The 12,868-nt window shown below is 46.0% G+C and carries 12 protein-coding genes, 1 pseudogene and 1 riboswitch; of the genes and pseudogenes, 9 read left to right on the plus strand and 4 right to left on the minus strand.

The genetic code is table 11. The features are described from left to right. Positions 1-189 precede the first annotated feature (189 nt). Positions 190-273: riboswitch (cyclic di-GMP riboswitch) on the plus strand. 73 nt (positions 274-346) lie between these two features. From K7399_RS01850 to K7399_RS01865, 4 genes and pseudogenes are all read left to right on the plus strand, one after another. Further along, positions 347-1,114 carry an EAL domain-containing protein gene (locus K7399_RS01850; RefSeq protein WP_028977746.1) on the plus strand — a complete coding sequence of 256 codons (768 nt, stop codon included), beginning with the start codon at positions 347-349 and terminating at the stop codon, positions 1,112-1,114. Between the two features lie 136 nt (positions 1,115-1,250). Next, positions 1,251-1,628: pseudogene (locus K7399_RS01855) on the plus strand (PilZ domain-containing protein); the annotation flags it as partial. Between the two features lie 91 nt (positions 1,629-1,719). After that, positions 1,720-1,986 carry a LysR family transcriptional regulator gene (locus K7399_RS01860; protein WP_028977745.1) on the plus strand — a complete coding sequence of 89 codons (267 nt, stop codon included), beginning with the start codon at positions 1,720-1,722 and terminating at the stop codon, positions 1,984-1,986. A 267-nt stretch (positions 1,987-2,253) separates the two neighbouring features. After that, complete coding sequence (locus K7399_RS01865) at positions 2,254-2,592, plus strand: hypothetical protein (protein WP_028977744.1); 339 nt, start codon at positions 2,254-2,256, stop codon at positions 2,590-2,592. Between the two features lie 113 nt (positions 2,593-2,705). Here the strand turns inward: K7399_RS01865 and K7399_RS01870 are convergent, their stop codons facing one another. Then, positions 2,706-3,455, minus strand: coding sequence for a hypothetical protein (locus tag K7399_RS01870; protein WP_037563834.1), 750 nt, complete (start codon positions 3,453-3,455; stop codon positions 2,706-2,708). A gap of 223 nt (positions 3,456-3,678) precedes the next feature. On the opposite strand from K7399_RS01870, the gene K7399_RS01875 reads away from it, so the two are divergent. Then, the gene (locus K7399_RS01875; RefSeq protein ID WP_028977743.1) at positions 3,679-5,268 is read left to right on the plus strand and encodes a hypothetical protein; all 1,590 of its coding nucleotides are present in this window, start codon (positions 3,679-3,681) and stop codon (positions 5,266-5,268) included. Positions 5,269-5,307: 39 nt separating this feature from the next. On the opposite strand, the gene K7399_RS01880 is transcribed toward K7399_RS01875, so the two are convergent. The 3 genes from K7399_RS01880 to K7399_RS01890 all read right to left on the minus strand — a co-directional run bounded on the left by K7399_RS01880 (position 5,308) and on the right by K7399_RS01890 (position 8,794). Beyond that, positions 5,308-6,318, minus strand: a complete 1,011-nt coding sequence (locus tag K7399_RS01880) for a hypothetical protein (protein ID WP_223362458.1) — start codon at positions 6,316-6,318, stop codon at positions 5,308-5,310. 206 nt (positions 6,319-6,524) lie between these two features. After that, the gene (locus K7399_RS01885) at positions 6,525-8,141 is read right to left on the minus strand and encodes a DUF7309 domain-containing protein (protein ID WP_028977741.1); all 1,617 of its coding nucleotides are present in this window, start codon (positions 8,139-8,141) and stop codon (positions 6,525-6,527) included. Positions 8,142-8,275: 134 nt separating this feature from the next. Further along, complete coding sequence (locus K7399_RS01890; RefSeq protein ID WP_028977740.1) at positions 8,276-8,794, minus strand: IS1096 element passenger TnpR family protein; 519 nt, start codon at positions 8,792-8,794, stop codon at positions 8,276-8,278. 210 nt (positions 8,795-9,004) lie between these two features. Between K7399_RS01890 and K7399_RS01895 the strand changes: the two genes are divergently transcribed. The 4 genes from K7399_RS01895 (at position 9,005) to K7399_RS01910 (ending at position 12,505) form a co-directional block, all read left to right on the plus strand. Continuing rightward, entirely contained in the window at positions 9,005-9,262 is a 258-nt protein-coding gene (locus K7399_RS01895; protein WP_028977739.1) for a DUF6429 family protein, read from the plus strand. Between the two features lie 281 nt (positions 9,263-9,543). Then, complete coding sequence (locus tag K7399_RS01900; RefSeq protein ID WP_051578059.1) at positions 9,544-10,401, plus strand: DUF1672 family protein; 858 nt, start codon at positions 9,544-9,546, stop codon at positions 10,399-10,401. Between the two features lie 17 nt (positions 10,402-10,418). Then, on the plus strand, positions 10,419-10,823 hold the full coding sequence (locus K7399_RS01905; RefSeq protein WP_028977737.1) for a hypothetical protein: 405 nt from the start codon (positions 10,419-10,421) through the stop codon (positions 10,821-10,823). Then, entirely contained in the window at positions 10,781-12,505 is a 1,725-nt protein-coding gene (locus tag K7399_RS01910; protein ID WP_028977736.1) for an SA1320 family protein, read from the plus strand. Before K7399_RS01905 ends, K7399_RS01910 begins: the two co-directional genes overlap by 43 nt. The last annotated feature ends 363 nt before the right edge of the window (positions 12,506-12,868 follow it).

Consider the following 12,868-nt stretch of genomic DNA (forward strand, 5'->3'; position numbering starts at 1 on the left):
TTGAGAGATCAAGTGAAGCGGCCAATCGGATAAATAGACGGAGAGATTCCGCGCTTATCAAATGATGGGTATCCTTTTCATCTCCTATTCCGTGATGACTGATAGAAAAGTTTTATAATAAAGGCTAATTAGTTACTTCGCCTTGAAACAATAGTCCTAAAGTGACAAAATAAACAATGCACAACAGTATAATCGAAATGGCACACTTATTGAAAGATAAGGTCGCAAAGCCACGGGCCTAAGGCAATGCGCTAGGGCAGCCGGGCTGCCGAAAGAAAGAATTCATGGTGTTGGTACTCCACTGTCAATTTCGGCGCCGTTTTGAATCAAAAGAGGCGATGGAAATATGAGACTTTTTCAACTCCTTCGAGGTAAGAACTTTTCCTATCATTATCAACCGGTTATCAAATTAAGCAATGGCGACATTGCCGGATTAGAAGCCTTGTTTCGTCCGCATTTTTTTCGTAATCCGGAGCAAGCATTTCAGCAGGCAAAGAAGAAAAATAAATTGTTTGAACTTGATGTATGCGCTTTGGATAAGGCCGTACAGACTTTTCGCAAAAGCAGGCTATTGCCGCCTATAAAACTGTTTGTCGCTCTTTATCCGTCAACCATGATGAATCCACGATTCGTTCCAATACTTCTTCAAATCATCCATCGCTATGCGATTCCCGCCAAACAACTTATTTTGGAAATTGTTGCGCATGAAACCATCGACAATCTTTCTGAATTAAGAGCGGCCATACAACAATTGAAAAAAATGGGCTTTACGATCGCATTGGACGATATGGGAAAAGGCAGCGATAATATCTACCGCACGATTGATCTGGCTGTTGATTATATGAAGCTCGATCTGTATCTTTCGAAGGATTTAGCCCAATCCGATCAAAAACAAGCTTATGTGCGTTTTCTTATCCGCTATTGCAAACGGTTTGATGTAAAACTGATCCTAAAGGGGATCGAGAATGAACGTGATTTACACTCTGCATGTTCCCTTGGTGTCGTGTATGGACAAGGTGCTGCAATACATAAGCCGCGTCCGATTAAGTTTTGGACGGAAGAGGTGAATCCAAATGGCGGAAAATCTCAACCTTTTGCTTGGAATAGGGATTGAGGCAGTTGGTTTAATGATTGTGATCATTTGCTGTATTCGTCATTACAACAAAGTGATCACGCGTGATCATGAAGTAATCACTGAATTAAGACGCAGACTTTATAACTAGACAGCAGTCAAGGAGCGGCGTGCTCATTATCGAATCAAACTCGACGGCGAGAAATGTCACGTACGCATCCTTGATTTTGGTGAACAACCCTTGCAGCGGTTAAATAATCAATCGATCGATGCTGAAATGCTTGATCTCAGCATTGGTGGGATGAAAATGAGATGCCGTATTGACTTTCCCGTAAAGGAAAAAGTCTTGGTCGCGATCACTTTCTCGGAAGAGGATGAAACGCCCATCCATGTCAAGGGGATCGTGAAACGCAAAGAAACGAAGCATGGCCGCCGAGCGATTAATTATGGGATACAGTTTACTCATTTAAGTGCGAAAAAGGAAACAGAAATTCAATCGTATATGAATAAGAAAGACCTATCAAGAAAACAGCTCGTACGGTCTTCTGCCCGATAATAGTGGACATGAAGACGGTCTGGAAAAGAGGATTGATCAAATTTAATTAAGGTGTGCAAAGCATGATGCGACGATAAAGGAATTGATGATCATGACGATTGAGCAGCTCGAAACGTTCCTTGCAGTAGCAGAACACAAGGGATTTCACCATGCAGCGCAAAAACTGTATCTGACTCAGCCATCGGTCAGTTCGCGTATCAAAACACTAGAAAAAGAATTAAATGTGTCTTTATTTGTACGCCATGGCCGATATATTTCCTTGTCTGAACAGGGATTGAAACTGCTGCCCTATGCAATCGGAATTATTCGGCTCTATGACGAGGCAAGGGGTGCTCTAAACGGGCAAACACTTGGCTAAGAAGTTTCATTGTTTTTGACAGAAAACGGCCTTCGCGTTAAAATGAAACAAATTAAATGAATGCGGGTCGTGCTTTGCCCATAGAATTGAATTATTCTTTTATTTTTCGAATTATTATAAATTGTAACAAAGTTCCTCCTAACGTAATAATATGGACAAAACACATTTTTTCGAGATGAGGAAACGAATGCTCTGTCCTGTTTTCTCAAACAGCGCTGCTTACATTGACTGTTCCAATGAGTGAGAGAGAAAAGGAGGATGTCAGCCATGATGAATCATCTAAATTGCGACAAAGTCGATGACTATTTGGATCTGCTGCTTTACGCCAAGAAAATTAAGGATGTGGAATGGCAGCAAGAGATTAAGGAACGTTTGCTTGCTTACCTTGAAGAATCGGAAGCACGCAGGCAGCAAAGAATGACCGATCTGCGTATTAAGTTAAGCTATGTGAACCGCAGAATTCTGGTCTTGTATCAGCAATTGCGCAAACGCAATGTCGAACTCACCGAGAAGATCACCAATGAACTGTATGCTCTGAAGGAACGGCGGATGGAGTTGGAAGCAGAGATTGGTCAGATGCGAGAGCAGAATCGGCGCATTAGCTGAATAGATGATGAATGAAAAGGCTCGCACTCCGCTTGGGGGAGGCGAGCCTTTTTCTGATGCGCTTGATTTTAGACACGCTCCCGGGTGTGCTTTAGGGATGAAGCGAATCCTCGTCAGGTCGGAGGGATGAGCCGCTTCAGCTGATTGAGATCGCGTTCTAATGTCGCTGGAGTATCATTCAGTCCGAGGGCAAGTTCTTTTTGAAGCCTTCGCGCCATTGTTTTCATGGTCGCATAGGTCAGCCCGCCGGAGGCGACGCCGCCTAATATGGGCACGGCTTTGGATACGCCTCGTGCAAAGGTACGCTTGCTGATCTTCTTTCCGAAAAATGCAGCGACTTTTTTAATCAGCGGATAATAGAGCGTTTGCTCAAGCGCCTTTTGCGGGATACATTCAAGGACGCGCGTAGAGAGCTTTGATGATAAAACGCGCAGCATCGCTCCAGTTCCGCTGACGCCGAGCATCGCGCCTAAGTAGAGCAGCAGGGTTTCACGGCCTTTTTCTGTCGAGGCGTCCCAAAGCTCTTCGCGACCATAAAGATAGCCGAGCTCTTGGGCAAGACGGAGTGCAACTGCGTAAAACTGCGTCGTATCTGCGGGAAGGGTTGCTGCAATCGCCAACCCTCCAGGCATGCCGGTGGCAAACGAGATCGTCGAGCTTCGCCAGGTTGCGTTTTTTATCAGCAGCTCTGCCCGCCGATCAAGCTCAGCTCGGCCGAAATAGCGCAGCGGTCCTTCGTCAAGCAAACGTTCGCTATCTTCGTTTGCAAACGTACGCTGAAAGAAATCGTTACGATTCACTTTTATTCCCGGTATTTTTAAGATCAAGTTAAGCAGTGAATGCGTTACTTTTACGGCTTGCATCGCGAGTCGCCCCTTTCATTTTACAGGTAGTGTCCTTAAGTTTAACGTGTTTACTGCATACTGTTTCCTGCAACGCCGTGTTTCATTTATTGGAGCTGAAAAGATTGGCCGTTAACGTTCAAACCTCATAAACGACGACTACGTGAATCTTGCTGTTAATTGGACGGCAAGCGGGTAAACTAACTGCACAATACTGGACGAAGAGCGAAGGAAGAAGAGATGAATGTCGAACGTTAAGAACTATACCCCTTACTGGCCGAAAATCGTAATTTTTTGGGGTGCGGGGACAACACAGCCGCTTAACATCAAGACAACGAGTGAGCTTGGGCAAATCTTTCAAACGCTTGCGGAGCATAACAAAAATTTGCGCGCGGCCATTGATCAGACGCTGCCGGAAGCCGAGGAGCAGGTGCGGCGCGAATTAGATGCTTTACTAAAGCTGATCAACTTTGAGGATCCGGACGGAGAACAAACGGCAAGCGAAGTTCTCGGCATTCCAAAGGCACGTGCGCACCATCTGCAAATGCTCTATGACTGGAACGCCGTCAAATTGGCGATTGAGCGCTGTCCGAGAAATTCAGAGCATCACTTTAGCCTCGACGACCTTTTTAATTTGCTGGATCTGCATATTCATGCGCATCAAGGCATTGAAGTCGGGGACCGGTTTATCACACTGGACCGCTTGATCGCTGCCAGGCGCACATTATTGATGCTGACGCAGCTGATTCATGCAGTTGGTTATCAAAAGTTGCTGCATGATCAGAACTTGCGCCTGATGTATCAGCAATACCATCAATTTACGTTGCTCCTTGCTAAGCGTATGCATGAGGAAGGGCTGAGCCGCGCAGCAAAAGGGATTTCGCTCGACGATCGCGCGTTTTACTTGTTTAGTTATGCTGTGGTTTCAATGAATTGGGACCCGCTTTTACTTTGGCTGATTTTTAACAGTCATAAGGAACAAAATATGGCAGCTGCCGGGAAAATCGGCAAATACGACGAACCGATGAAATTGTTTAACGATCTTGCTCATTTTATTGCGGTGCGTCAAGTTGACGGCGCAACGCCTGCTGCTTGGTTTCCGATGAACGAGACGGCCGTGCAGCAGCTCAATGACCTGCGCTATCCAACCGGACGGCGGGTTCGAATCGGAAAATTCTATTTTCCACATGGCTGTCACGGATTTCGCAGATGCCCGAAATGCGGCAAACTGACCTTTTATTTAGGCGATGAATGGCGGATCGATTCGCCCTGCCTGTTTCCGCCACAAATTTTGCCGTCGCTGTCTCAGCAAAAACCGCGTTCACGCGAGGAGAAAAAGGCGATAGAGGCGGGAATTTTTGATGCGGTTCAATGCACGTATTGCGGCACGATCACCGAGACGCATCATACGGCAATCGCGATGCAGTCGCAACTAAAACCTGAGCAGCCGTCATTCATTCAGGAAATTCAGAACGATATGCGTGTTGCTATCGAACATGCGCGCCATATTATTTTTGCCGGCTATTCACTTCCAGACGATGATTTTATTGACCGAATCATGCTGTCGGCGCGGCGGAAAATGGACGGGGAACAGGTCAAGTGTTCGATCATTAATTTTGATCCGCACGCAACAGAGGGCTGGATGTACGGTCAGGCGCTGCACGCGTTCTGCAGCGCGCACCCCAACGCCAGTTTAGCCAGCACGTGCAGCCGAGTTGCCGCTATTTTTGGAGAAGAAAATATTCGCGGCTACGGTGCCGGGTTTCCGCAAGTGTTTCTGAAAAACGGTCGTGCCGATCCGCAAAAAGTTGCTGAGATGCTGCGGGTGTGGTGAATGATGGAAAAGATTTATACCCTTGCAAGGGTGCAGTGTTTACCGGCGAATAAAATTCTGGACGACCTGAGCGATCACCTGCATCTCTGCCTGTCCGTACCGTTGATCAATGGGCAACGCAGCCAAATTTTCGGCTAAGTGATGCTCGAAACGATCGGCGGGAATGCGCGATGCAGTTTCTTCCCAGAAATCATCCGTATAAATGCCTTGTTCGATCAGAACCTGCTTCAATTGACTGCCGCGATCAATTAAAAACGGATAGCATAGCGGACCGTTGACGTCACGAAAATCGGTTTGTAATTGATTGTATTTTCCAATGTGTTCATGCAGGAAACGCAAATTTGCATTTCGGACTGCACGTACGCGGGCATAATCGATGCTTGTCAGGATACGCTGCGTTGTGCGTGCCATCGCATGCATCCCGCATGTGTCCAGGTAATGCTCATTTTGCTGGAACAGCGCTTCCGCAGAAGCACTGCCCATATCCATCTGCTTCAAGAGCGCATCGCATCGATAATAGGATGGATCACGTTCTAGCGCAATCCGCTCTTTTGCATCGGTATATAAATAACCGCCGTCCGGCACGCCAAAGAACTTGCGTGCGGAGTACAGCGTGTCCGCGTGAGCGATTGGCCGTTCAAAAAACGCTTGCGTATTGTCAATGATGACCCGGTCGTTTGTACGGCAGACGTCATGTACATTTTTACCGTTCACACCAAAATAGTTTACATAATAAAGGCAGGTGTCCGGCTCCGAATCCCGATCAAGCACCGGCGCGAACCGCGCGTCAATGGGGTAGAAAATAGGCGTCACGCCCAGCCTTTTGATCGGTTGCAGGACACTGTCGCAAAGATAGGCAGGCAAATATATTTTGTTATAATGGCGCACGCGCAGCACATACTCGAGCGCATAACGCGCGCTGTTGAGATGCACTGCCTGCTGGTGGTATTCCGATTTATTCGGCAGTTCAAGTGAGAAAAAGCCACCGATGATTTTGGACGGTTTCGTCATGACAATCACCTGTTCAATGGAAATGTGTTGGTCCATCATTATAAGAAAAACCAAGTGTGCTTGGTCCTTAAACTCTCTCTGTGTACGCTCCGATTGCTCGCTTGCCGCGGGCGCACCGCGAGCCTCTTCGTAAACACATTACCTGCATGCTCAAAAAGGGTGTCTCAAAGTTAAAAACGGAGTTGGACGACACCCTTTTCTTAGTAAGTAATCGGCTGACGCGAGACCATCAAAACAAGCCAGCTTTACGGCTGACGGCTCATTGCCGCAAACATGGCTTCTCTCGTTTCGCTGAGTTTCGGTAGTTCATCGGATTTGCTGCAGATAATGCCTAGTTTTCGGCACAGCGAAACGAGCGCGTAGTAAAGCTCTTGATTTGAGATGAGGATCCCGCTCGGACGCTGTCCTGTCTCTTGAATCAACGTGACGAGAAATTGCTGAGCGGTGCGTGCAAACTCCTCCGTTGTTAAGCATTGATCCGGGGACGCTAAATCGTGGAGCAAAACTTGTCCTGTAAAGTGATCAACCGCAAGCTGCAGCCATGGAAGCGTTGGTCTTGGATCATCATTTGTTGATGCAATCGAAAAGGGCGTGTAGTTCCCGTCCATTTCGACCCAGGATCTGTTTTGCCGCGCCTTTTTCTTCAAGCGCTGAAGATCAACTTGGTTGGGGTAGAGCGGTGCATTTTGTTTTAGCAAAGAGCCGTCCATTTCAGCGTTCGGTTGAATCTGTTCTTCTTCCCATGATTCCGCACCGGATGCGTCTTGTCCATATTTTCTAAGCAGAAGTGCGCCCTCTTGATAAAAAGGAACGTCATCCGGCTGCTTTTGATGGTCCCAAGCGATCGCCGTCACTTTACGAATGAGTTCCGTGAACCGCGTGATTTCCTCGCCTTGAGGAATCCATGCTTGGTAACCGGGCGACTTAACACGCAGCATTGGCCAACATTTGCGTGCCTCAAGATCGGCGCCCAATTCATCGAGCAGTAGCCGATCCTCATCTGGAAACGTTCCATAGCGGCACAGCGACAGGCTGAACAGTTGTGCGGGCGCTGTTTCGGGTGTACGCATCGTGCCGCTGAACATTTGCTCAAGCATTGCCAACCCCTGATCGCCGACATAGATCGCAAGTCCGAACTCATCGGCATTTGCACCAAGCACGGAACAATAGTAACGACGCGAATCATCGGGCAGCTCAAGCGCAAAAATCTGATCTGAATTTAACCAGTGCCACGGTTCATGCGCGGCATACATTTCTGCAGCATCAAGAAGCATGCGCCAAGCGCTCTGCCATTCGGATTTAAACGAAAAAGGCAGCGGTTCCTGTTCTTGACGCCTCCTATAAATGCTTAATAATTCATTGACTTCGTTCACCGCATCATGCTGATCCAGAATCGGTTCCTCATCAGGATCATCCGTGACGAGCTGATCATTAAAAAAAGTGATCATCCCTTTACCGCATTTGATGCAGCAAGGCAAGCGATCATCAACCGGACTTTTTAAGGGCTCAAGTAAAATCTCGATTTGCTCCGGTCGATCGGGAAGAAAACAGCGCCCCTTATCTCCGGGCTCAATTAAGTAATCGGAAACGAATGATGTATCCTCGTTGAAAATACCGGAATGAGCTTCATACAGCGGATCTTCTTCCTGACCAAAACTGACAAATGCAACCGTAACTTTTTCAGAATCAACGGAATAGCCGAGGCGTTTCGGCAGCTCAATGATTGCGTCTTCATGGAGATAACTGATGACGTCATTGATGTACGCATGCAGCTCGCCGACTGTAACCATACTGTCTGCTTGAAGCCGCATCCAAACCGGCGGCTTACTGCCCTTTATCGAAATTTTTAATTGTATGTTCATCGCCAGACCTCCGGTAAATTAATCGATCAATTGGCTAAATTTTTGCCAACAAAAAAGCGGTTTCCAATTCTATTATAAGAGAAACTGGCAAATTTAGACAGGGTGGCGAGAGAGGACGAGTCAACGCTGCGGCTTTAAAGGTCAAGAAACGGATTTAATCCGTCCTCGTGTAAGTGTGCGTTTATACTCGTGGTGAGTTCGGACCGCGAGCGTATCGGCTCATAGACTTGAACAAGATCTTTTTCATAGGGATCATAAACCCATGGCTTATGATGCGCAATGTAGGAACCGAGATGCTTAGAAACCGTGGTACACATTGGGTATTTAACCCCTTTTTGCGGAGGAATAATCTGTTCAACGAAAAGATTAAACTTCATAGTTTGCAGTTCATCTTGATAGAAAAGCCGCCCCATGAATCCGCGCGAATTGGAAAAGCAATCGGAAAAGCGACACTGCTGCTCGCATTGCAGCAGCGAGCGGTCGGGGGCATCAGCAGGCGAAAGCACAAAGTGATGTGTCCCTTGAGCAGACAAATCAAACGCATAGCAAATCGCATCATATAACGTTGCAAAGGTTACGGTTTCATCCAATTGCAGCCGTATCCACAGCAGCTGGTCGTACTCCTTTAAAACAATTTTTAATTGATAAATCATGCATGATCACAGGCTTTCTTCAAAATTAATCAATACACTTGCCCGCTATTGACCATTAAATAATTGATACCTGCGCGTTGAACTTAAGCCAGCAAACGTATTTTGCGACCGATGAAGCAGATTGTACCATTGAGGGTATAGAATGAATAGAGTAATCAGCAACATGAATAAGCGATACGGATCGAACAAAATCAAAAGGGAGCGTCGGACATGAGCAATGATTCTGAAAAACGCCTAGTAAAGGACTTAACACTGATGTTGCTGTATTTGACTTCATGGGAAGAGCGCGACGATGGTTACAGCTATCGAAGAAGCTGGAAGGGCTATGACTTCGACACACTGAATGAACTCGCAAAAGAGGAACTGCTCAGCGGAAGTCATAAAGCGAAATCCGTTTACCTTTCGGAAGAAGGAACAGAATTGGCAAAAAAACTACTGAAAAACTATCGAATAAGCGATCAAGAATAGCGATCAGATCGTTCAAATGACAATTGCTAAACTTTGTAAAGCACTTAAATAGATGGAAATGGCCATAAACGCTTGCTTAAAAAACAGGACTTAATCCTCATTTTCATAAAATAAAGCCACAAAATAGCCACAATCTTATTGTGCAGCGTTAAAATGGATTAAAATCGAAATCAATTACAACCCCATACCTAACTCCATATCGGGAGGCTCATCCATTGAAGACTATGAAACTCGTGATCCCCACGCTTATCCTATCCATACTCTTAGGAGGCTGCTCCACTTTGGAAAATGACCATCAAGGCACTTCATCGACGAAGAAAGAACAAGAAAAACACTATGAAAACAATTTTATAAGCGTGCAAAAGTACACCGGCCAAGGCTACTCACTCGATGGCGGTGAGGAAAACGATAAAATCGCGGAAGCCCACCGCGCTGAGGTTGTAAAAGCTGCCGAACAGTTCTTTTTAAAGAAATATAAAACCAAAGTCAAAGTCCATAACCTCGTTGGCAACAAATATGGCGTGACTGTGTTTGTGGAATCAATAGGTGAACCGCATTTTTATGCACATGCCGTTGTTCCAATCAATGATCAGAAAGTTGATACGGATAATGTGATCTCAGAAAAGGGGAAGGTTGAAGAGGCAATCCGAGGCGGTATATATGCGATGGTTTATGATCGAGAATTTCAAAACCTAGATGATTATTTGAAAAGATTCACAAAAAAGTATCCAGTGGTAGGGGTCACAAAAGAGGCTGAGGAAAATATAGGTGGCCGTGGTTTTAGTACGGTCTTTTATTACACAACAATTATTGATGATGCGATTTCTGTGAATGTGATTCGCATGTATTTAGAGCATCCAGATTGGACAAAAAGTGAGTGGAAGAAAGCATTGAAGAATGCAAAGATTGATCCCCAATACGCCTATGTAGCAGTTCAGCTGTTTATGAAAACACCGGATACAAATCCAGATAAGAAGGCATTTCAACAACTAGTTTCAGTTATTGATAAAATGAAGGACTTTCCACCTGGATCATACAGTATATACCTTCATGATAATCAAATAGGGAAAAGAACTGGACGAGGGAATCAGAAACATATGTTGGAGAGAAGTGTTCCTCATGAGATTATTAAGTACTGAAATGGAGGTGACGGACAATGATCACAATAGTCAAGAAGAGAATAAAAAAATTAATTAATCCAACAATGGATGAAGATTTAGTTGAATTAGCAGGATATCATGCATATCATCTATATAATAACAACTCTGTTTATGTCAATGGGAGAAAATATAGAGTAATAAATATAGTAGACTCCAAAGAAGATAATTATGGGCTTAATGCAATGACCGTTCAAAATATCGGAACAGGCGAATTCACGGTCGTTTTCGTCGGAACTGATAAAAAGCAGCCTATGGATTTAATCACCGACATCCAACTTCTGAATAGCGCAGAACCGGAACAACTAAAGGCTGCGCGCACTTATTTTGATCGGCTGAATGAAAAATATGGGGAAAATCTGTGTGCGGCAATTCCTTGGGCGGCGCGCTTGCAAATGCAGTAGCGGTCCATCACAAGAACGTTCGTGCCGTGACGCTCGATCCGGCTATTTTACCGGAAGGCATGGTGAAAACGAATCACAAGTATCCGAATGTCACCAACTATTTCACCAAGTATGACGGTCTGACGCGTGGTGAGCTGGGGTTAAATCTGAGCGATCGTTTTCCCGGCAGAATCTATCGAATTAATTCTGGGGTGCCTCATTTCTCCAGAGCGTTTGCTTCAAATCATGTGGGCTATAATGGCGACGGTCCGCAATATATTGAAATCGGCAAAAAAGATGAACCGGGTTACGGCAAAATCGCTATTGCTGCCGACGAGCATATTGTCACAAGTATTTGGACCGGTGAGCCATTGTACGGAGGCGGGTCCGGACAAATCAAGATCAACAAAGCAAATTTGGACACGCTTGCGGATGCGCTGAGCAGCCAAGTGTTAGAGCGCCTCAATCGTGCGAGTGAGTATATCCAGAATGCCAACGAAATTGTTGCGTCTGAAAAAGCGCAACGGACACGTCGCTTGGCGAAGCTTCAAAAACACTTTGAGACGATTCTTGAGGATGGGTTTGGCAACAGCCCGCTGTTTAAAGGGATGACAACCGGTGGATATATGATTCAGAGTGTGCTCGATCATCTGCAGCAGCAGTTGCTGAATGTGGATATTTGCGTCCGTGCGATTGAGTCCGCGATCTTCTCCCCACCGGCAAAAATCGCGAAATTTGTCTCGGCAAAACATCTTGGCTTGTCCGGATTAATTGACCAAGCCCTGCGCTCGGTTCATGAGCTGCGCCATCATTTTGATCAATTCAGTCGCAATACGTCCAAGATCGTGAAGCACGACATTCCGCACTTGATTGCGGATGAAGCGACAGGCGCCGTTGATGCCGTTGCTGACGCATTCTATAAACATGAAGTCATTGTCGGCAAGAACCATAAAAAGCTGTACCGTCAGATTGAAGCCTATCGGAAACAGGTCAGAGAAACCGGCAGAAATTTTCAGGCAACCGATGTTGCTATAGCGGTGGGAATCCGCAGTGGAGCGGCTCCATCCCACCAAAGCGCTGTTCATTCCTCCGCAGTCGCTGCCCTTGAATCATCAAAGTATCTGCCTTATAAAACAAAAACGAAAGCGCTTCAAGTCGGTCACGCAAAAAGCGAACTCATGATTGAGTTACAAGCGAAGCTGAACTCGATCGCAGGCACCATTTATGGGGCATTAACTACCTTGGAAGGCATCTCCGAATCCATTTCCTGCGGCCTCAAATTTGCTGGTCACGCCATCTGGTACGGATCGCTGCCAACCATGCTGGTTGCATGGTTTACCGATTGGGACGACCAGATTAATCGAAAAATCCGCCATGCCATGAAGCCATTGGACGATTTCGCAGACACCGTTCATGCCCTCAAAAAAGGGATCGCCTACCTCAATGCCTACCTTCCCAACCTGACTGCGGAATACGCACCCTTTATTGAGAACGCCATTTTTAAAAATGACCGCTACGCCGACGTCATCACCTACAACGGCGCAGCCGCCGACACCCTAGAAGAAATGGAACTACTCTTCCAAGACACCGTCCATCAATTTTCCGGTCAAGAAGCCAAAGCCATTACCGCACTAGAATCTCAATCAAAAAAGATCCTAAAAAACATCCAACAGCTGCACAGCGACGTCCAGCGCGGGGCGTAAAGCAGAAGAACATTGCTTAAGTTAAGCTGCATTCATCCTATCCATATCTTAGCCGCACATTCTTCGATGAATGCGCTTGAGTATCCGAATTATGCCATTCAATGCGATTACGTTATAAGAAATAAACAATTAAATCTACGGGAATATACGTTCTTGGCTAATGCTGTTCATAGGACAATAAAAATTCATGGGCGGTTGCCGTGCCTCTCTTTTGTATGAGGGAGGTGCGGTCAATGACGACACATGAGGCATCTTCCCTAATGATGCAATTTGCGGTGCTTGTGCTGATTATTGTGCCATCTAAAAACAGAAAATAATCCCCCCAAGACTTCGCCATAGTCCAGCAAATGGGCGTTCTTTCAG

Origin of the sequence: Sporolactobacillus terrae (assembly GCF_019930545.1) — a bacterium.
GTDB lineage: Bacteria > Bacillota > Bacilli > Bacillales > Sporolactobacillaceae > Sporolactobacillus > Sporolactobacillus terrae.